General features: G+C 53.3%; 20 protein-coding genes, 1 tRNA gene and 1 pseudogene. 11 read left to right on the top strand and 11 right to left on the bottom strand.

All coding sequences use genetic code 11. From position 1 onward, the window contains the following. Together EPE01S_RS00145 and EPE01S_RS00150 are read right to left on the bottom strand one after the other, a co-directional pair. Positions 1-3,516, bottom strand: a complete 3,516-nt coding sequence (locus tag EPE01S_RS00145) for a glycosyltransferase (protein WP_062742554.1) — start codon at positions 3,514-3,516, stop codon at positions 1-3. Between the two features lie 204 nt (positions 3,517-3,720). Further along, a complete protein-coding gene (locus EPE01S_RS00150; protein ID WP_062742555.1) occupies positions 3,721-4,923 on the bottom strand; it encodes a FliC/FljB family flagellin in 1,203 nt (400 codons plus the stop codon). A gap of 279 nt (positions 4,924-5,202) precedes the next feature. Here EPE01S_RS00150 and fliD point away from each other — a divergent pair, with 279 nt between their 5' ends. The 4 genes from fliD (at position 5,203) to amyA (ending at position 9,010) form a co-directional block, all read left to right on the top strand. Then, on the top strand, positions 5,203-6,606 hold the full coding sequence (gene fliD, locus EPE01S_RS00155; protein WP_062742556.1) for a flagellar filament capping protein FliD: 1,404 nt from the start codon (positions 5,203-5,205) through the stop codon (positions 6,604-6,606). A 9-nt stretch (positions 6,607-6,615) separates the two neighbouring features. Beyond that, positions 6,616-7,014 carry a flagellar export chaperone FliS gene (gene fliS / locus EPE01S_RS00160; RefSeq protein ID WP_062742557.1) on the top strand — a complete coding sequence of 133 codons (399 nt, stop codon included), beginning with the start codon at positions 6,616-6,618 and terminating at the stop codon, positions 7,012-7,014. A 12-nt stretch (positions 7,015-7,026) separates the two neighbouring features. Further along, positions 7,027-7,392, top strand: coding sequence for a flagella biosynthesis regulatory protein FliT (gene fliT, locus EPE01S_RS00165; protein WP_062742558.1), 366 nt, complete (start codon positions 7,027-7,029; stop codon positions 7,390-7,392). A gap of 139 nt (positions 7,393-7,531) precedes the next feature. Beyond that, on the top strand, positions 7,532-9,010 hold the full coding sequence (gene amyA / locus EPE01S_RS00170; protein WP_062742559.1) for an alpha-amylase: 1,479 nt from the start codon (positions 7,532-7,534) through the stop codon (positions 9,008-9,010). 38 nt (positions 9,011-9,048) lie between these two features. Here the strand turns inward: amyA and yedD are convergent, their stop codons facing one another. Next, entirely contained in the window at positions 9,049-9,534 is a 486-nt protein-coding gene (gene yedD, locus EPE01S_RS00175) for a lipoprotein YedD (protein ID WP_062742560.1), read from the bottom strand. 156 nt (positions 9,535-9,690) lie between these two features. Here yedD and EPE01S_RS00180 point away from each other — a divergent pair, with 156 nt between their 5' ends. Next, positions 9,691-10,014 carry a DUF6388 family protein gene (locus tag EPE01S_RS00180; protein WP_062742561.1) on the top strand — a complete coding sequence of 108 codons (324 nt, stop codon included), beginning with the start codon at positions 9,691-9,693 and terminating at the stop codon, positions 10,012-10,014. A 56-nt stretch (positions 10,015-10,070) separates the two neighbouring features. Here the strand turns inward: EPE01S_RS00180 and EPE01S_RS00185 are convergent, their stop codons facing one another. The 4 genes from EPE01S_RS00185 to EPE01S_RS00195 form a co-directional block, all read right to left on the bottom strand. Beyond that, entirely contained in the window at positions 10,071-10,250 is a 180-nt protein-coding gene (locus EPE01S_RS00185) for a YodC family protein (RefSeq protein WP_062742562.1), read from the bottom strand. Between the two features lie 182 nt (positions 10,251-10,432). Next, positions 10,433-10,564 (bottom strand): hypothetical protein, encoded by a 132-nt coding sequence (locus EPE01S_RS23835; RefSeq protein WP_255210125.1) that lies wholly within the window; start codon positions 10,562-10,564, stop codon positions 10,433-10,435. A gap of 37 nt (positions 10,565-10,601) precedes the next feature. After that, positions 10,602-11,513, bottom strand: a complete 912-nt coding sequence (locus EPE01S_RS00190; RefSeq protein ID WP_062742563.1) for a DUF808 domain-containing protein — start codon at positions 11,511-11,513, stop codon at positions 10,602-10,604. An 11-nt stretch (positions 11,514-11,524) separates the two neighbouring features. Next, positions 11,525-11,800, bottom strand: a complete 276-nt coding sequence (locus EPE01S_RS00195) for a hypothetical protein (protein WP_062742564.1) — start codon at positions 11,798-11,800, stop codon at positions 11,525-11,527. 163 nt (positions 11,801-11,963) lie between these two features. Between EPE01S_RS00195 and yedA the strand changes: the two genes are divergently transcribed. Further along, entirely contained in the window at positions 11,964-12,881 is a 918-nt protein-coding gene (gene yedA, locus EPE01S_RS00200) for a drug/metabolite exporter YedA (RefSeq protein WP_062742565.1), read from the top strand. A gap of 38 nt (positions 12,882-12,919) precedes the next feature. Here yedA and EPE01S_RS00205 read toward each other — a convergent pair whose 3' ends face one another. Both EPE01S_RS00205 and EPE01S_RS00210 read right to left on the bottom strand, forming a co-directional pair. Next, entirely contained in the window at positions 12,920-13,390 is a 471-nt protein-coding gene (locus tag EPE01S_RS00205; RefSeq protein ID WP_062742566.1) for a very short patch repair endonuclease, read from the bottom strand. Between the two features lie 72 nt (positions 13,391-13,462). Further along, entirely contained in the window at positions 13,463-14,872 is a 1,410-nt protein-coding gene (locus tag EPE01S_RS00210) for a DNA cytosine methyltransferase (protein WP_062742567.1), read from the bottom strand. A 159-nt stretch (positions 14,873-15,031) separates the two neighbouring features. Here EPE01S_RS00210 and EPE01S_RS00215 point away from each other — a divergent pair, with 159 nt between their 5' ends. Further along, positions 15,032-15,691, top strand: a complete 660-nt coding sequence (locus EPE01S_RS00215) for an epoxyqueuosine reductase QueH (protein WP_062742568.1) — start codon at positions 15,032-15,034, stop codon at positions 15,689-15,691. A gap of 38 nt (positions 15,692-15,729) precedes the next feature. Here EPE01S_RS00215 and EPE01S_RS00220 read toward each other — a convergent pair whose 3' ends face one another. After that, entirely contained in the window at positions 15,730-15,978 is a 249-nt protein-coding gene (locus EPE01S_RS00220) for a hypothetical protein (RefSeq protein ID WP_062742569.1), read from the bottom strand. 73 nt (positions 15,979-16,051) lie between these two features. Next, positions 16,052-16,756: a phosphohydrolase gene (locus EPE01S_RS00225; RefSeq protein ID WP_062742570.1), complete on the bottom strand. Its 705-nt coding sequence runs from the start codon at positions 16,754-16,756 to the stop codon at positions 16,052-16,054. 597 nt (positions 16,757-17,353) lie between these two features. Between EPE01S_RS00225 and EPE01S_RS00230 the strand changes: the two genes are divergently transcribed. The 4 genes and pseudogenes from EPE01S_RS00230 to EPE01S_RS23840 form a co-directional block, all read left to right on the top strand. After that, the gene (locus EPE01S_RS00230) at positions 17,354-18,010 is read left to right on the top strand and encodes a hypothetical protein (RefSeq protein WP_062742571.1); all 657 of its coding nucleotides are present in this window, start codon (positions 17,354-17,356) and stop codon (positions 18,008-18,010) included. Between the two features lie 210 nt (positions 18,011-18,220). Then, positions 18,221-19,015, top strand: coding sequence for a DgsA anti-repressor MtfA (mtfA, locus tag EPE01S_RS00235; RefSeq protein ID WP_062742572.1), 795 nt, complete (start codon positions 18,221-18,223; stop codon positions 19,013-19,015). 99 nt (positions 19,016-19,114) lie between these two features. Continuing rightward, positions 19,115-19,190, top strand: a tRNA-Asn gene (locus tag EPE01S_RS00240). A 195-nt stretch (positions 19,191-19,385) separates the two neighbouring features. Further along, positions 19,386-19,673, top strand: a pseudogene (locus EPE01S_RS23840) (Arm DNA-binding domain-containing protein); the annotation flags it as partial. Positions 19,674-19,691: the final 18 nt, after the last annotated feature.

The following is a 19,691-nucleotide window of genomic DNA, read 5'->3' on the forward strand; positions in this document are numbered from 1 at the left end:
TTAGTTTGCGCTCCATGCATTAGCCCACTCGACTACGTTATCTCCGGTTAGCATCCAGTCGCGCCGCACCGCCGTTTGCAACTCTGCGCCCATTCGCGCGCTGGCATCCGGGTCAGCCAGATGCATACGAATCGCATCACGCCATTCAATAAAACGGTTACTGACACGAGTCACCGGCAGGTCATCATCGGTATAGCAGGCCACATTACTGCAAATCACCGGGATGCCGCAGACACCATATTCCAGCAGACGCAGGTTACTCTTACAGGCATTAAAGATATTGTCTTCAACCGGCGCCAGGGCGAGGTCAAGATTCAGAGAAGCCAGTTTTTCAGGATAGAGAACGATATCAACGCCCTGATGATACTCATGGATATACGGTCTGAGCTTGTCCGGGCACATCCCCAGAAATACCCACTCCACATCGTTAGCAAATTCTTTAATAATATCGACGATCATTTCAAGATCACCGCGATGGCTGGAACCACCAGCCCAGCCGACGCGTGGCTTACGCCCCTGATTGCGCAGGCTGTACAACGGTGCCCATATGTCTGCCGGAAGCCGGTTTTTAACCACCAGAATATTCGGATGCATGTTGCTCATCGCATCGGCCAGTGGTGCTGTTGAAACCACGAAACGGTCAAAGAAAGTCAGACTTTTACGAAGTTGTCCGGTAATTTCCTGCTTAAAATGCTGGCGATTGTTGTGTTTCATCGGCACGTTGAGCAGGTAATCATCCAGTTCAAACACTTTAAACACGTTGTGCAGTTTTCCGGTCCGTTCAATCCAGTTATGGAAAGCCGGTGAGTAGCGGCGCTGTATAATCAGGCTATCGGGCTTAAACCGGCCAATTTCACTGATATTCAGCAGCGTCATGCCGGCTTTACCCTCTGCCAGTCCGTCGTTCTGCATGGCTTCAAAGGGTTTCATCATGCGGTAATGACCGCAGCCCGTCATGTCCGCATTATGGACAAGGAAAACAGGTAAATTTTCGCGGGGTGCGGGACGCCAGCTCAACAGGCTGTCACCTTCAATATCGAAGTGGCGACTTCTTAGCGACAGATTGGCATTAAATGCCGGATCGTTGGCGATCACCGGCATCCAGCGGGCAAAGAGCTTGTCCTCTTCCAGCTGCTTAAGCTTGCTGGAAGTGTGCACCGTCTCCCCGGGAAAAGGATTGCTGCGGGCCGCCGGGCGAAGTATGCGTGCGTAAGGCGTCCATACGGTCATATACCCCGCGTTGCGGGCGCGCAGGCAAAGGTCGACGTCATCGTAAAGCTGGCTGTCACTGTCAAATCCGCCCAGCTCGAAAAATACCGCCGTTCGAACCAGCATAAAGTCGCCCGATACCGCACTGTAATTCTGATCGAGATGGAGACGCCCCTGCTGGCTGGGATGACTGTCATCCATCCCCCGGAAAGCATCACCTGCCGCACCGTTTATCCCGAGGATATAACCGGCATGACGCACTTTATTCTCTGAAGTTAACTGCTTACCACCGACGATAGCGACCTCGGGACGCTGTCCGTGATTCAGCAGGTTGTCCAGCCACTCGCCATCAATGACAGCCAGTTCACAGTGCATCAGCATCAGGTATTCTCCTGTGGCTTTCTCTGCGGCCAGGTTGACCATGCTGGCATGATGATAACTGCCGCTGTGATGCATGACGCGTATACGCTGGGGGTCGACCCCCGCTATGGTCGCCAGCCAGCTGTCACGTTCCGTCGTTCCCTGACTATCAGCAACGATTAACAGCTCATAATTCAGGTAACGTGTTTTCTCCAGCAGCGTGGTCACACAGCTGATCAGCGACGGTAAATGCCAGTTCGCCAGAATGATGATGGAGACTTTGGGCTGTCCAGGATGCTCATAACGCAGCCGGTAATTATAGTGATTGTCTAACGCAATCTGCGCCTGAGGATAGCCTCTGTTATTAAGATGGCGTTCAATGACGGCCGCATCCTCCACTATCGCCCGATTGATTAACGGTGCCGTCAGCAGGGGTTCGGCAAGATGACCAGCCACATTCAGCCCCTGTGACTCAATCAACTTAACGATCAAATCAAATTCTGCCGCCCGGGGATAGTTCGGGTCAAAACCTTCTGCTGCGATCAGAAGTTCACGGCGGAACAGCCAGTGCTGCGCCATCATTTTGGGGGAGCTCAGGAACAGATCAAGATTGAAATCCGGCCTGAAAAACATACCAGAGGGTTCGTCACCCAGATAGAAATACTCATCGGCATAAATCGCTAATAATCCATCGGCCTGCGGGAGGGTTGTAGACAGAGCGATCAGACCCGATGGCTGGAAACAGGTGCCGGCCTCTACAAAGATAAACCAGCCAGCATCATGCTGTTCAATGATTTTGTTAAAGGTGGCGATGCGATCTTCCGCTACTGACGGATAGCAGGGTAACCCATTGAAAGCGCTATCCACCTCACCGACTAATAGTGGATGGAGTTTCAACGTCGAAATACCCTGATGCGCCAGTGAATCCAGTGTTAAGGACAGTTTTTCACGGTTTTCGGCGGTGACAGAGATCACCACGGCGACATTCACGGAGGATGGAAACTCGGCGGCCATCTGCTGTAATCTTTTTTGCTGGAAGGGCTGCAGGCTGCGCACACCGTTCCACGCTTTCAGCGCCGTCTGCACGACATATTGATGTTGTGTACTCAGGATGTCTTTTGCTTCGAAACAGTCTGGACGATCGAGTTCGGCAAGCCGCACGTTATCGCGGGCAGCGCCATCTGAATACCAGGGCTGCGCCTTAATCGATTCAATAACTTTAATAACTTCTTCATCGTTTTCATTCTGATGCGGCTGTTTGTACATCATCGAGAAACGTATGCCGAGCAAGGGCTGCACAAACCACAGCAGGTTAGTCTGGGGCAGCAACTTACTGTAAACCACCAACCCAGCTAAATCCGGCAGTGATTGATCATTAATCGCAAAGAGAGGGTGCTGACTGGCAGTCAGGGCGAGAAGATCATCGCGATAAAACATTGATGCTGAAAGTTCACCCGCCAGACTGTGATGAGCGCGTGTCTGGCAACGAAGAAAATCACGGCCATCAATGATACAGTCCGCGTTATACAACGGGGCCGTGTTAAGCACATCGGGCAGTATTTTGCCGTGCGGATCGAGCCGCTGACGTTTCGATGCAGCAATACGACACTCAGGCCTGGCCTGTAAACCTGCGACTAACTGACTGATACAATTTGGTTCTAATCGTTCCGCATGGCTGAGGAATTTAATATATTCCCCCTCCACGAGCCGGACAGACGCGTCGCAAATATCCTGCTGATGTCGGTCAAAAATAGTATGCGTGACAGGGAAGCGGTCTCTCCCCGTCCGGGCTGTCAGCAAGTTTCCGATAAACTTATCGCCACTGCAGTCAGCGATCAGAATGTCACAGTGGGGATAATCCTGGGCTAGTGCACTACTAAGCGCATCGTTAAACCAGATGGGATACTGAGCAAGAATAATAATGCTAACACGTGCTGTCTGGGTCATGAATAATGGCTCTCCCGGCCCCCGCAGTCCATTAAACGTCGACGCAGGGAAAATGATTCTGGCTATGATAGCCAGCACCGCAAGAATCAATCGCCAAAAAAGAAAGGGAATACAGGGCTAATCTGAGCGTTAATGCTTTTCACCCTCAAAAACGAAAAAACCCCGCCGAAGCGGGGTTTGAGAGCAAGATTATCGCGGGGGTAATTAGCCCTGCAGCAGAGACAGAACCTGCTGTGGAACCTGGTTAGCTTTCGCCAACACTGAGTTACCCGCCTGCTGAATGATCTGTGCTTTAGACAGGTTAGAAACTTCAACCGCGTAGTCAGCATCCTGAATACGGGACTGTGCTTCAGACAGGTTAGTGGTGGTGTTGTTCAGGTTAGTTACCGCTGAACCCAGACGGTTCTGAATCGCACCCAGTGATGAACGGAATTCATCAACAGAAGCAATGGCTTTGTCCAGTTTATCCAGTGGACCAGAGGTAGAACCCTGGGTCAGGTTAGACAGGCTCAGTGCTTTGGTGTCAATTTTGAACGCTGCGGTTCCGGCAGTGGTCGTATCAGCAGACTGTGGATCAACAGCCACATAGAACTCTTCGCTTGCGCCGCTGGCGATGTCGAAGCCGTTCGCTTTCAGGTTGTTAGTTTCAGCAGCTGAAGTTGATTTGATGGTCACTTTAGCGTACAGGTTGCCGCTTTCGTCTTTATAAACGTTAGTGCCATCGACTTCTGCGCCGCCAGATGCCAGACCCAGACGAGTAGACAGGTCGTCTGCTGCGCCAGATTCTGCTACAGTCGCACCAGAAACGCTGGTGGTAGCACCATAGTAACCGCTGAAAGCAGCAGTACCTGAAGCCGCAGTCAGAGTCCCTTTAGGACCGTTAACGTTGAAGCTGTCCAGACCCAGAGTTTTAGAGTCGATTTTTTTCAGGTCGATATCGATGGTTTCACCATCGTTAGCGCCAACCTGGATAGACATTTTACCGTCTTTAGCCAGAACGTTCACGCCGTTGAACTGAGTCTGACCAGATACGCGGTCGATTTCAGACAGACGGGATTTGATTTCGTCCTGGATTGAAGACAGGTCAGAATCTGAGTTAGTACCGGTTGAAGCCTGTACAGTCAGTTCACGAACGCGCTGTAAGTTGTTGTTGATTTCTGACAGTGCGCCTTCAGTGGTCTGTGCAACAGAGATACCGTCGTTTGCGTTACGGGCAGCCTGAGTCAGGCCCTTGATGTTAGAAGTGAAGCGGTTGGCAATTGCCTGACCCGCTGCATCGTCTTTAGCGCTGTTGATACGCAGGCCAGAAGACAGGCGCTCAATAGAAGTAGACAGAGCAGACTGGTTTTTGTTGATGTTGTTCTGAGTGATCAGCGAGAGGCTGTTGGTATTGATTACTTGTGCCATGATTAAGATTCCTGTTAAATCATTTCGGGTTAAGTGGTTGGGCTTGTTTGCCCCCCGGCTTCATCGCCGTCAAAGTTGTTATCGTCTGCCCCTCAGTAACCTTTAGAATTTTTTTAGCCTCACCGCGTTTTTTTTTCGTTTTACCCTACCCGATGAAATACGCCTCCTTATTGCCGCTATTCGCTTTATTGCCGCTGAAGAAATAATCGTAAACTTTGTGCATCAATAGCCGATAACCTCGGTATTCATACTCCGTCCTGATTAAATAAAGGAAACATCATGGCTAGTATCTCTACCTTAGGTATCGGCTCCGGCCTCGAATTAAGCACTATCCTTGCGCAGACTGAAAGCGCAGAGAAAGCAGCACTGACGCCTATCTCTAAGCAGCAGACGGCTTATACCGCCAAACTCAGCGCCTACAGCACCATGAAAAGTGCCTTAACCACGTTTCAGGCAGCCAATACCAAGCTGAACAGTGCCAATCTGTTCAGTTCAACCAAGACCAGCAGCACCAGCACCGCGTTCAGTGCCACGACAACGACAGGTGCCGTCGCGGGTAAATATACGATTGCCGTGTCCCAGTTAGCCTCGTCTCAGACCCTGACCTCCGGCGTTCAGACCAGCAACTCTACTGCGCTGGCCACGTCTGACAGTACCATTTCGATTAAACTGGCGGGCAGCGATAAGGCCGTTGACGTTAAAGTGACGGCGGCAAACTCTTCGATGACCGGCATCCGTGATGCGATCAACGCCGCCGATACCGGTATGACCGCCAGCATTATCAAAACCGGTGACGGCAGCTATCGTCTGTCGCTGACCTCAGATAAAACCGGTACGGATAACGCAGCGACCATTAGCGTGACGGGCGACAGCACGCTGCAAGGTATGCTGAATTACGATGGCACTAACAGCAGCAATATGACCCAGAGCGTTGCCGCGCAAAACGCGATGCTGAAAGTCAACAACGTGGATATCGAAAGTAGCAGCAATACCATCAGTGATGCGCTGGAAGGGATTACGCTGAATCTGACGGCGGAAACCACCGGCACACAGTCGCTGACCATCACTAAAGATACCAGCAGTGCATCTAATATTATTGCAGCCTGGGCGACTGCCTATAACACGCTGCAGGACAGCTTAAGCGCGCTGACCAAATATACCGCCGTTGATGCGGGTACCACTGCACAGGATACCAGCAACGGCGCCCTGCTCGGTGACAGCACCCTGCGTACCATTCAATCGCAGATGAAAGACATGCTGACCAATACCGCCAGCACGTCCACTTATAAAACCCTTTCGCAGATTGGTATCACTACTGATCCTACCAACGGCAAGCTGATCACCGATCAGACTAAGCTGGATGCCGCGCTGGCAAAAGATTCGGAAGGGATCAAAGCGATGTTTATGGGTGACGGTAAAACCACCGGGATTACCACCAAGCTGGACTCAAACCTGACCAGTTGGTTATCCACCAAAGGGGTTATTCAGGCGGCGACAGATGGCGTCAGCAAAACACTGAACAACCTGACAGCGCAGTACAACAAGATTAGCGATCGCATCGATGACACCATCGCACGACTGAAAACCCAGTTTACCGCGCTCGACGTGATGATCAGCAAACTGAACAATACCAGCAGCTATCTGACACAGCAGTTTGCGACAACTAACAGTACCACCAAGTAAGGGACCATCATGTATAGCGCAAGCGGTACTAAAGCCTATGCAAAAGTGGGTGTGGAAAGTGCAGTAATGAGTGCCAGCAATGACCAGCTGATCACTCTGCTGTTCGATGGGGCACTCAGTGCCCTGGTTCGCGCCCGTCTTTTTTTGCAGGACGGTAATACGATCATGAAAGGGGCATCACTCTCTAAAGCGATCAATATTATCGATAACGGATTGAAGCTGGGTCTGGATGAGTCCAGTGAGGACGAGTTAACGCAGAATCTGCTGGGATTGTACCGCTATATGGTCAATCGCCTGCTGCGCGCTAATATCGACAATGATGTACACGCCATTGAAGAAGTCGAAGCGCTGTTGCGCAATATCGCCGATGCCTGGAAAGAGGTTTCTGGCACAACCGCTCTGGTTTAGGACTCTGTAGACATGAACATTGCCCCACATCTGCTCGCGATTTATCAGGAAATTTTGACTCATAGTCAGTCCATGCTGCGTCTGGCTGGAGAAGGACAGTGGGACGAACTGATTGATATGGAAGTGAACTACCTCAGCGCCGTGGAAAAACTGGCGAAAACAACCCAGCACCAGCCGGTACCTGCACACACGCAGGAACAGCTGCGTCCCGTGCTGCGTCATATTCTTGATAACGAGTCAGAACTGAAAAAGCTGCTCAAGCTGCGCCAGGATGAAATCTCAGGTTTGATCCAGCAGGCAGGACGTCAGAAGTCAGTGAATAATGCCTACACCAAGAGTGCTGGCGTGGTGCTGTTCCCCACCGGGGCCAACGGATAAACCTGATTTTTAAACCGCCCGTCCCGGCTTGTTTTCTCCAGTGGGCCAGAGTGAAATAAATATTTCCACGCTGGCCCGCCCTTTTCTCCCCGTCTCGCTCATACTTCATTTTCCCGTCTGCCGAAAATGGATCACCTAAATGCGCAATCCCACGCTGTTACAGTTTTTTCACTGGTATTACCCCACAGGCGGCAAACTCTGGCCGGAAGCGGCAGAACGTGCCCCCAGGCTGGCAGAGATGGGGATTACCGACGTCTGGCTGCCGCCCATTTATAAAGGGGAATCCGGCGGTTATTCCGTGGGCTATGACAGCTATGACCTGTTTGACCTGGGGGAATTCGGGCAGAAAGGCTCCCGCGCCACCAAGTACGGCGATAAAGAGCAGTTGCTGACCGCCGTCGACACACTAAAATCTCACGGTCTCGGCGTGATCCTTGACGTGGTTCTCAACCACAAGATGGGTGCCGATGAGAAAGAGCAGGTGCAGATTAACCGTGTTAACCCGGATAACCGGGATGAAATTGACCCGGAAGTGATCCAGGCCGAAGCCTGGACGCGCTTTACCTTCCCCGTTCGTGCCGGACAGTATTCAAAGTTCGTCTGGGACTATAAGTGCTTTAGCGGCGTCGATCACATCGAAAACCCCAATGAGAACGGCGTGTTCAAGATCGTTAACGACTATACCGGTGAAGGCTGGAACGATCAGGTGGATGACGAGCTGGGCAATTTTGACTACCTGATGGGAGCCAATATTGATTTCCGCAACCGTGCGGTCACCGAAGAGCTGAAGTACTGGGCACGCTGGGTCATGGAGGAAGTGCACTGCAGCGGTTTCCGCCTGGATGCGGTTAAACATATTCCCGCCTGGTTTTACAAGGAGTGGATTGAACACGTTCAGGAGGTGGCAGAGCAGCCGCTGTTTATCGTGGCGGAGTACTGGTCACACGAGGTGGATAAGCTGCAGCAGTATATTCATCAGGTCGAGGGCAAGACCATGCTGTTCGACGCCCCGCTGCAGATGAATTTTCATACCGCCTCTAAGCAGGGTGCCGATTATGACCTGAGTCAGATCTTCAACGATACGCTGGTCGCCACCGACCCCTGGCATGCAGTGACTATTGTCGCCAATCACGATACGCAGCCGCTACAGGCGCTGGAAGCCCCGGTTGAGTCCTGGTTTAAACCGCTGGCCTATGCGCTGATCCTGATGCGGGAAAACGGCGTTCCGGCGCTGTTCTATCCCGACCTGTTTGGGGCCAGCTATGAAGATGAAGGGGGGGACGGACAGCAACATCAGATTGATATGCCCGTTATTCCCGGGCTGGAAACCCTGATACGCGCGCGCCAGCAGTACGCCCACGGTGAACAGCGAGAGTGGTTTGACCATCCCAACTGCATTGCCTTCGCCCGCAGTGGCACCGAGGAACTGCCGGGCTGCGTGGTGATCATGTCAAACGGCGAGGCGGGCGAAAAAACGCTGGAGCTCGGGGAAAATTACGCCGGGAAACGCTGGCACGATCTGCTGGAGCAGATCGCTGAACCCGTCAACACCGATGATCAGGGCAATGCCGTGTTTCGCTGCGCGGCAGGCAGCGTCAGTGTCTGGGTGATCAGCTGATCCCCCTGTCGTGGCCAGGACGGCCACGACAGACCCGATCAGGGTTGGGCAGGCGGCGTCGTAACGTTTTGCTCAGGCTGCTGCGTGGCACTCCCGGCTGTCGGTTGCTGGGCCGCAGCCTGCGCTTTCGCCCTGTCGTCCAGCGCCTTCTGGCATTCAGCAGTAGGCTGGGCGACTTTCTGCATCACCAGCTTGTCGTAGTGAAGTTCGGTGCCTTGCAGCTCCAGCGGCATAACGCGCAGCTGCTCGTTAACATTCACCCACTCTCCGTCAAAAAAGGTCACTTTACCCGGTTTGGCGATCACCCGCTGCCACTGGCGGCAGTCGAGGGTATCGCCTTCAGCGGTGATAATCAGGCTGGCTTTTGCCTGATCGCTCACCAGCCCACTCTGCGGGCCAAAAGTCTGCCAGTTGCCCACCAGCGTCGCGGGCGGTGGCGTTTTCACCGCGCTGGCATAATCGGCTAACTGCGCACAGCCACTCAACGTCACCGCGGCGGCGGCTGCAAACATCCACTTTTTCATTTTTCTCATCCTGATTGTTCAATTAGGCGATACGTTATAATTTTTACCTGCCCCGCCGCAAGCCCGATGCGCCCTGTTGCACTGACTTTCCCCGTTCCACCCCGCCGTGTACACTATCGCCTGCATATTTCCACGCACTTACCCGGGCACATTGCTATGAAAACCGTTGAAGAATATTACGCCATTGCCAAAGATATGTTTCTTGAGGCACACCCGACGCTGAAAGCCGGTATTGAAAATCTGACCGCAGAACAGGCGGCCACGCTCGGTATGAGCGTTGAACAGCTGCAGTCCATGCAGAAAGACCGGGCCTATGCGGCTTACGTGCGTGAGAAAAAACTCGACGGGATGCTGTTTGCCATTCAGCTGGCAGAGCCGGATAAAGCGGTGATGGTGGAAGCGATTGAAACCTACCTGCGTTCGCAGGCAGAGGCGCTGGGCATGACGTGGGAAGCGTTCTGTATTAAAAACGAATTGTAAGAACAGGCAGGGCGGCGCCTTATTTCGCTCCGCCCTGCCGCAAAAGACAGGCCGGACTACCCGGCCAGACGGGTAGCGGATGACAGTGAAAAGAGTTCCTCTTCGCGGAACGCCTCCCGCTGCACGCTAAAGCCATCATACCAGCGACACTCCACCATGCCACTGGCCACCCCGGTCACAATCATTGCGGGGCCACCTTCCTTATGTTGCACTTCATCACTGATCGTAAAGCTCATATAAAGCACCTCCCTTTTCGGTTATCAATCGTTAATCAGTTATAGCATCTGAATATAATCCGCGCTGTTAACGACAGGTAAAATATATGTTAAATCAAAATAAGCAGTTATAAACGCTGAATATAAAAAAAGCGTGTAGTTTTACTACACGCTTTTTATGTGAAACCTGTCGCAATTTGCGCTTAGATTTTGCAGCCTTCGCAGTCGGCTTCATCACCTAAATCCGCCGGCACTTCGGCCGCTTTCTTTTGCGCGTTAGCTTCTGCCTGCTCAAGCTGCGCATCAATATCGAATTCAAACATATCGTCGTTCATCTTTCTCTCCTGCCTGTTTACTCGTTTAAGCCCGTCTTTATACTGATTTCTGGCGCATTCTGGCAATCAAATTTACCGAACACAGCACAATCGACCCCACAATGAAGCCGATGATGAGGTTGGCCAGGTTGCTGACCAGCATCGCCAGCAGACCGTGCATACCTGCGCTGAAGCCTTCGATATGATGATGCAGCCACGGCAGGCCGTGCACGATAATGCCACCACCGACCAGGAACATCGCCAGCGTGCCGACCACCGTCAGGATCTTCATCAGCCAGGGAGCGGCGACCAGCAGTACACCACCGATGGCTTTCGCGGCCGCCGAGGTTTTCTTCTGCAGCCACATCCCCAGGTCGTCAATTTTGACAATCCCCGCCACAATGCCGTACACGCCGACGGTGACCAGAATCGCCACGCCGGCGAGGATGATCACCTGGTTGAGCAATGGCGCTTCTGACACAATGCCGAGTGTAATCGCCACGATCTCAGCAGAAAGAATAAAGTCAGTGCGTACCGCACCTTTGACCTTCTTCTTTTCAAATTCTGCCGGGTCCTGCTGTGCGGCTTTCAGCAGACGCTGCTCGCGGGCTTCCGCCGTCTCCTGACTTTTGTCTTTATGCAGACTGTGCAGCACCTTCTCCACGCCCTCGTAGCACAGATAGGCACCGCCCACCATCAGTAAGGGAGTGATCGCCCAGGGGGCAAAGGCGCTGATCAGCAGCGCCAGCGGCACCAGGATCAGCTTATTAAGAAATGACCCTTTTGCCACGCTCCATACCACCGGCAGCTCACGGTTCGCTTTCACTCCGCTGACCTGCTGGGCATTCAGCGAGAGATCGTCCCCCAGTACCCCGGCGGTTTTCTTTGCCGCCACTTTGCCCATCACTGCGACGTCATCCAGCAGGGTGGCAATATCATCCAGTAAGGTCAGTAAACTGCTTCCGGCCAAAATCAGATTCCTTATTCAATTTCATCATGTTGACAACAGGGGCACCGCTCAATTTCTGCCACCGCCATATCAGCGATGCCATCGCAGTCCCACTCAACGCGCACGCTCTGCCCCGCCGTTTCCGTATGGTGCAGATATTTGCTCACCGGGCTTTCCGTCATCCCGCTAATTTCTTCTGTCGCTATCAGGCAGTCGCCCACGTAAATACGCGCCGTCGCCTGGGTATTGACCATGCGTTCGCCGCTGAGTTTGTACAAACGTCTTACCGTCAGTTTGACACTGGCCATGGCTTACCCCTGGCTGGCTGTATTGATAGAGGGCACTGATCTAAGCAATTATGGCCAGGGAGTGCAAATTTTGTAAAAAAAATCCTTCCGGGGGTGATAATTAGTGGCAGAATCAGCCCTACATAACACTTTTATAACTTGCTATAACAAGGACGATCCTGACATGACGTTACGCCGTGCCCCCGCCCTGCTGCCCCTGCTGGCTGCCCTGTTTACACTTTATTTCATCTGGGGTTCCACCTATCTGGTGATCCGCATTGGTGTCGAAAGCTGGCCACCGATGATGCTGGCCGGACTGCGGTTTTTAATGGCAGGTGTTGTGCTGCTGACGTTTTTGCTGCTTAAAGGGCATAAGCTGCCCTCGTGGCGTGAAGCCGGTAATGCCGCCATTATCGGCGTGTTGCTGCTGGCGATGGGGAACGGCGCGGTCACCGTCGCTGAGCACCAGCACGTGCCTTCCGGACTGGCAGCCGTAATGGTTGCAACGGTCCCGCTGTTTGCCATGTGTTTCAGTCGTCTGTTTGGCATTGCCACCCGCTGGATCGAATGGGTGGGGATCGCCGTCGGCCTGGTAGGGATTATTCTGCTCAACAGCGGCGGACACCTGGCGGGTAATCCCTGGGGCGCACTGATGATTCTGGGCGGTTCACTGACCTGGGCATTCGGCTCTGTGTGGGGTTCCCGCATTGCCCTGCCGCACGGGATGATGGCCGGGGCCATCGAGATGCTGGCCGCCGCCGTGGTGCTGCTGATCGCCAGTCAGTTAAGTGGCGAGCACCTGGTGCAGAAGCCATCGCTGGCCGGTTTCTTTTCCCTCGGTTACCTCAGCCTGTTTGGTTCAGTGATTGCCATCAATGCCTATATGTTCCTGATCCGTAACGTCACCCCGGCAATTGCGACCAGCTACGCCTATGTCAACCCGGTGGTCGCCGTGCTGTTGGGTATTGCCTTTGCGGGGGAAAGCCTGTCCGGTCGCGAATGGCTGGCGCTGGGGATTATCATCCTGGCCGTGGTGCTGGTGACGCTGGGAAAATATCTGTTCCCGGCCAAACCGATTATCAGGCCCTGCACGGAAAAATAAGGGTTACGGGCGGGCAGACCGCAAGAGACTGTCCGCCGCTATGACAGGGAGCGAATCCCCCGGGCGTCGATCTCGCCGTTGCCCGTCGCGGCGCACAGCCACTCCTCCAGGCGCGTGCGCAGCGCCTCTTCTTCTAAGCGTGTCTTACCCCGCAGTGCACATTCCCAGACCAGCATAACCCGCCAGCCGCTGGCGCTCAGTTCTTCGATATAGCGTTTATCGCGCGCCACGTTGCTGTCTATTTTTCCCTGCCAGAATGCCGTGCGGGTGGCGGGCATCTTAAACAGATGGCAGTGATGCCGGTGCCAGAAACAGCCGTGCACAAAAATGATGGCCTGATAGTCACCCAGCACAAAGTCAGGACGCCCGGGCAGGGATTTATCCTGCACCCGGTAACTCAGGCCAAGCTCAGCCAGCAGTTCTGCCAGCTTTTTTTCAATTGCCGTATCGCGGGTGCGAATGGCTCGCATGTTCTTGCTACGCACGTCTGAAGAGTGAACGTCGGCCATCTTGATATCCCTTTAAAGAAGACCTTAAGTGTAGCTAAAAGCGGCACTGTCGTCGTAGCGGCGAACCACATTTCACTGGCGTTGCTTAACGGCCTGCTCAATCCAGGGCAGCAGCAGCCGGGCCACCGCGGCAAAGGCCGGCACCACCACCGAATTGCCGAACTGCCGGTAGGCCTGAGTATCCGAGACGGGAATGTGGAAGCGCTGTTCCCCCGGCTGCTCGAACCCCATCAGTCGGGCGCACTCACGCGGCGTCAGCCGGCGCGGGCGACGCTGCTGATTGTCAGCATGGTCAAAATCCTCTTCGCCCAGCGCTTTGTTCCAGCCGCGATCGATAAGGATCTCCGAACCGTCTTTGTAATACCGGGCCGACAGCGTGCGCACCACGCCCTGCTCCAACGCCGGATCCACCAGTCCATAGCCGAATCCGTTGCCGCGTGCCTGGTGTTTTTTCGCATACTGATAGAGATACTTCCACAGGGTCGGCGTCAGGATATATTTCTCGTCCACGACCGGATCAAGCAACGCCTTCAGCGGCGTGCGCTGCTGCGGATAGAGGGAGGGTAAGGCACTCAGTGTAAAGGCCGGCAGCGCCAGGTCACGACGGAACCCCACCAGCACAATGCGCTCACGGTGCTGCGGCAGGAAGTGTTTGCCGTCGACAATTTTCGGATCCGGTGAGCCGGTCACGGCGGCATCCGCCACGTCGTAGCCCAGCTCATCCAGGGTCGACATAATGATGCGGAAGGTATTGCCCTTGTCGTGGCTCTTCAGGTTCTTCACATTTTCCAGCACGAAGATCGCCGGCTTTCTGGCGGTGATGATGCGCGCCACGTCAAAGAACAGCGTGCCCTGCGCTTCATCTTCAAATCCATGCTTACGCCCCAGCGCATTTTTCTTCGACACCCCGGCCAGGGAGAAAGGCTGACAGGGAAACCCGGCCAGCAGCACGTCGTGATCCGGTATCTGCTGGCGAATGTGCTGATAGGCCTGCTCTTCATTCACCTGCGCGTCGCCGCTCAGCGTGACATCGCGGATGTCCTGGTTAAAGCGGTGCTGGTGCTCGTCACAGTACCAGTTAGCTTTATAGGTACGTACCGCGTGTTTATTCCACTCACTGGTGAACACACACTGCCCGCCAATCGCTTCAAAACCGCTGCGTATGCCACCAATGCCGGCAAACAGGTCAATAAAGCGAAAGGCGTAGTGAGGATGATGCGACGGCGGCGCTGGAAGCATTTTGCGCAACAAGCTGACTTCGGCCTCATTCAGCGTTTTACGACTGTACCCTTTTACCCAGCGGTTAACAGACTCCCGGGTCCACTCCTGCTGGCTGACCTTACGCAGGGTAGCCGCCACGGTTTTCTGGTCATAGATCTCCAGCACGCGCAGCAACAGCTGACGGTCCTGCTCTTCTTTATGCTGGGATTGCACTCGTGCCTGCTCTGCCAGCCCGGCGGCCACGCGGTCAAAATCGCTCATAATTACTCAATAAATGGGATAAACGGGTGTCAGTCTATCACTTCACTGACCCAGCGCCAGGCGGAAATTAGCCCTGCAACGCTCCTCCAACGGGTGACAGTGCGAAAAGAGGCGACTACACTTGCGCGGTTAACGGATTTAAACATGGAGACAATACCGATGAGCGCACCCCAACGCGACCTGCTGACCCTGCCCGATGGCGCCAAAAAGCTGCTGCTGCACTCCTGCTGTGCCCCCTGCTCCGGCGAGGTCATGGAAGCACTACAGGCATCGGGCATTGATTACACCATCTTTTTCTACAATCCGAATATTCACCCACAGAAAGAATATCTGCTGCGAAAAGAAGAGAACATCCGCTTTGCTGAACAGCACGGCATCCCCTTTGTGGACGCCGACTACGACACTGACAACTGGTTTGAACGGGCCAAAGGGATGGAGTGGGAGCCCGAACGCGGCGTGCGCTGCACCATGTGTTTTGATATGCGCTTCGAGCGTACCGCCCTCTATGCCTTTGAACACGGTTTTCCGGTCATTTCCAGCTCGCTGGGGATCTCACGCTGGAAAAACATGCAGCAAATTAACGGCTGCGGCGCACGGGCAGCCGAACCCTACCCCGGTCTTCGCTACTGGGACTATAACTGGCGTAAAAAAGGGGGATCGTCGCGGATGATCGAGATCAGCAAGCGCGAGCGTTTTTATCAGCAGGAGTATTGCGGTTGTGTCTATTCCCTGCGGGACAGCAATCTGCACCGCAAAAGCCAGGGACGGCCATTAATCAAGCTGGGCGTGCTGTATTACGGTGATGACGAACCGTCATAAACGCGTCTCTCCGACGGAGAGACGCACAGAGGCGAGGGTTACTTTTTCTTTTTCGATTTTTTCAGCAGCGCGCGAACCTGTTTCAGCTCGTTCTGACTGAGTTGCTCTGAAGTCTCTTCTTCTGTATGAGTGCTGTCTACCGCATCCGGTGCCTGAGCGGAAAAGCTCTTCACCAGGTGCTGGGTCACCAGATCGCTTAAAGAAAGCTGACTGTCCAGAGCGAGCGTTTTAATCGTTTCTTTTAAAGCGGGATCGATCTTGATGGTTAAGCTTACTTTGTCGGTCATTGCCTGATTCTCCTGATAATTGTCCCAACAACGTAACCTGTAATGTTCGGTTTAACCATACTGTCACAAAAATTTAATATTTCACCCCGTCCGGGGTAAATTCCGCCAGAACATCCTGATCCAGCGCGCAAAAATCTCCTTTCAGCTCGGCGCACAGTTTTGCCATGTAAGTCACCAGGAAACCGGCATTATATTCAGCCAGCTTTTTCCCCTGTGCCGTTTGCATCGTTTCAGGCAGTTTGAGCAGTTTTTTCTGGAAGTGATCCAGTGCCCATTCGGCATCATCCAGCGGCCGCTCGCGCCCCAGCGGGTCCAGGCTGTCAAACAGAGAGCGCCCTAGCGCCCCCGAAACATAAAATACCCTCGCCAGCCCGATAGCGCCCAGCGATTCGAGCCGGTCAGCATCCTGCACAATTTTTGCTTCAAGCGTCTCTGCGGCGACGCCGGCACTGAAACTGTGGGCATGGACAGCATGCGCCACCGCTTCAATTTTTTCCGGCGGAAAGTCCGTAAACACCTGCCGCAATACGCGACGGGTTTCATCAGCGGCCTGTGCGGAGGCCAGATGGCGCTCGGGGTGATTTTTCGGCAGGTTAACAATATCGTGGAAGTAACAGCCAGCCAGCACGACCAGTGCATCGGCATCAGTACCTGCCATGATGCGCTGTGCCGATTGCCAGACGCGCGTCAGGTGCGCCACATCGTGGGCTTTATCTTCCTTCTGCCAGGTCTCATGCAGCCAGTGTTCAAAACGTGATTGCCAGTGGGTCAGCGTCATAGACGTCTCCTTAATATTGTTTGAACTTGTCGAGAAGTCAGTGGAGTCACGCCGACGGGACGGATCTCCCGTTTCGGCATAAAAATGCGATCTACATCAAACTTATAGCCGCTGTCTTGCGCTTGTTACAGTATTTTTTCCATTTTCAGTCTTTTCTCCTTCTCTTTTGATGCCTGGTTTGTGACCATATTGATAAATAAACGTTATGCAAATGAGGAGAATAAAATGTCAAAACGCGCCAAGTGCATGTTAAAAGTGCCACCGCCGGAAGGAAAATACTGCCATGATCGGCACCGATTTTAGTGCAATCGGGCAGGCCGCTTTCATCACACTAACGCATTGTAATATGGTAAAATGTCACATTAATGACGTTTAGCACCGCACCTGTAGTGCACACTAAATGAACCCTGGTGACATGGCCGTTATTACATCAACAACCGTGCAGTCCTGGTGTTTTTTTATAAGATACTCTGATGATTACAGAAAAAAATAATGCATTTCTTTTTTTTGAGCTAATGTTAGGAGTTATCTGTATTGTATTTTTACTTTGCTTATGAACCAGGAACTGGTTAAGAAAGTCTTATTAGAGGTTAAACCATGAAAGAACGCCCGATTCTATTTAGTGATCAACGGGTGCGCGCCCTGCTATCAGGCCAGCAAAAGCAGACACGGCGCATCATGAAGTCCCAACTTTTTGGGCCCGGCCAGGACAATCATGAGGGTTGTTATGGCATTGATGTTTTGAGCAATAATTTACAAGGTAACCGGGTTCTGGGGATGGAAAACCTGAGCTACCACTGCCCCTATGGACAGCCAGGCGACCGCCTTTGGGTGCGTGAAACCTGGCGTGGCCCCGTGGTGCCCCCCGGCGAAATGGCGCAATATCAGCAGGCCCCCGCGCAGTTTAAGAACATCGACTACTGCCAGTATCGTGCCGATTCCAGCATCTACAGCACCGAAGAAAATGACGAAAATTTCGGCTGGCAGGCAGGCATTCATATGCCGCGTTGGGCGAGTCGTATCGACCTGACTATCACAGCCATTCGTGTGGAGCGTATTCAGGATATCAGTGATGACGATGTGATGGCCGAAGGGGTGCAGGTCGACTCTCACTTCCTTAATAACTTCTTCACCATGCACAGTGAAGCGGTGTCCGCAAAAGATGCCTACCGCAAGCAGTGGGCTCTGCAGTACGGTGGCACCAGCTGGGAAGTCAATCCCTGGGTCTGGGTCATCGAATTTGATCGCCTTTAAGGCCCGATAGCAGCGCTGATTTTTTTCAGCGCTGCTTGCGTTTTGTCACAGACAGCCTTCAATATAACTGATTGAATATTCCCCTCATTCACCTGCGCTCCAGCCACTCTCTTCTCCCGAATTCAACCTGTCCGGGAAAGACGCAGGCAGCTTCAGTGATGAAGGGATTGCTTACGGATTGGTTTCTTCTCAGGCGGGAGTCACAACAGCATGATCAAATGGCCGTGGAAAGGTGGTGATGACGCCGTGGAAAGCGGGCTGCCCTGGCAGCAGGCACTGGACATTCCCCTGCTGGCGAGCCTGAATGAAGCTGAGCGTCAGGCACTCTGTCAGCTTGCTACCCGCTTTTTACGTCAGAAACGTCTGGTTCCGTTGCAGGAATTTGAGCTGGATGAACTGAAAAGCTGCCGTCTGGCGCTGCTGTTCTGCCTGCCCGTACTCAGTCTCGGCTATGACTGGCTGGATGGTTTTCATGAGGTACTGATCTACCCTTCCCCGTTTATGGTTGACGATGAGTGGCAGGATGAATTCGGTCTGGTCCACCGCGAGCAGACCGTCCATGCCGGACAAAGCTGGCAGCAGGGCCCGATTGTGCTCAACTGGCTGGATGTGCAGGATTCGTTCGACCTGTCCGGTTATAACCTCGTGATCCATGAGGTCGCTCATAAGCTGGACTCGCGCGGCAGCGGTGAAGCTAATGGCGTTCCTTCCATGGCACTGCGTGATGTGGTGAGCTGGGAGCGCGAGCTGCGCGCCGCGATGAACGATATCCAGGATGAGATAGACCTTGTCGGGGAAAATACCGCCAGCATTGATGCCTATGCCGCCAGCGAACCGGCCGAATGTTTTGCCGTTCTGTCCGAATACTTTTTCAGCGCGCCGGAGCTTTTGCTCACCCGCTTTCCGACCCTCTACTCGCGTTTTCGCCAGTTTTACCGCCAGGATCCGCATCAGCGGCTGGCGCACCAGCAGTTACACCACAACGAGGGCGGAATTGTTCACTAATCAGCCGGGTTGATTCAAACGCAGTCAGTTGAAAGCTAAACTGTTTTTTGCTGTTGACAGGCCGGAGGCGTATCGCTACTATTCGCCTCGTTCCACAATTCCTCTGTAGTTCAGTCGGTAGAACGGCGGACTGTTAATCCGTATGTCACTGGTTCGAGTCCAGTCAGAGGAGCCATATTAGAGAAGCCCGCTCAGGGAAACCTGAGCGGGCTTTTTGCTGTTGTGCCTCGTCACGCAATTCTGCACGAACACGACTTACCGGGTCAGGGCGTAAAGTCTTTCTGATGCATTTTCATTTCCTCCTCCGCATCGGGCAAGATTGGTGATCTGGTTTGAGGTCATTTCATTTGGAGTATGGAGTGACGACCTTATGTCTCTGCGCGACACTAAATCCGCAGTCTCAAGCCTTCTGAAAAATCTTTCAAAGTTTCCAATTCTCATGGCCTGTACCTTTTGGTTAATCCAGGCGGCTCACATCTTTGGTATCTCAAATATCGTATCAATGTTAATAGAATCCTGCTCCGGCTTAGGAGCCTAACCCGATGGTTCCCTGGATTACGCCCGACATCAACGTGATGGCATACGCAAGCTGCTGGCGCAGAATATCAATCCAGCACAGCATCGTATCGCAGAGAAAGCTGCCCGCTCACCAGAAAAACATTTAATGTTGTGCACT

Source organism: Erwinia persicina NBRC 102418 (assembly GCF_001571305.1).
Classification (GTDB): domain Bacteria; phylum Pseudomonadota; class Gammaproteobacteria; order Enterobacterales; family Enterobacteriaceae; genus Erwinia; species Erwinia persicina.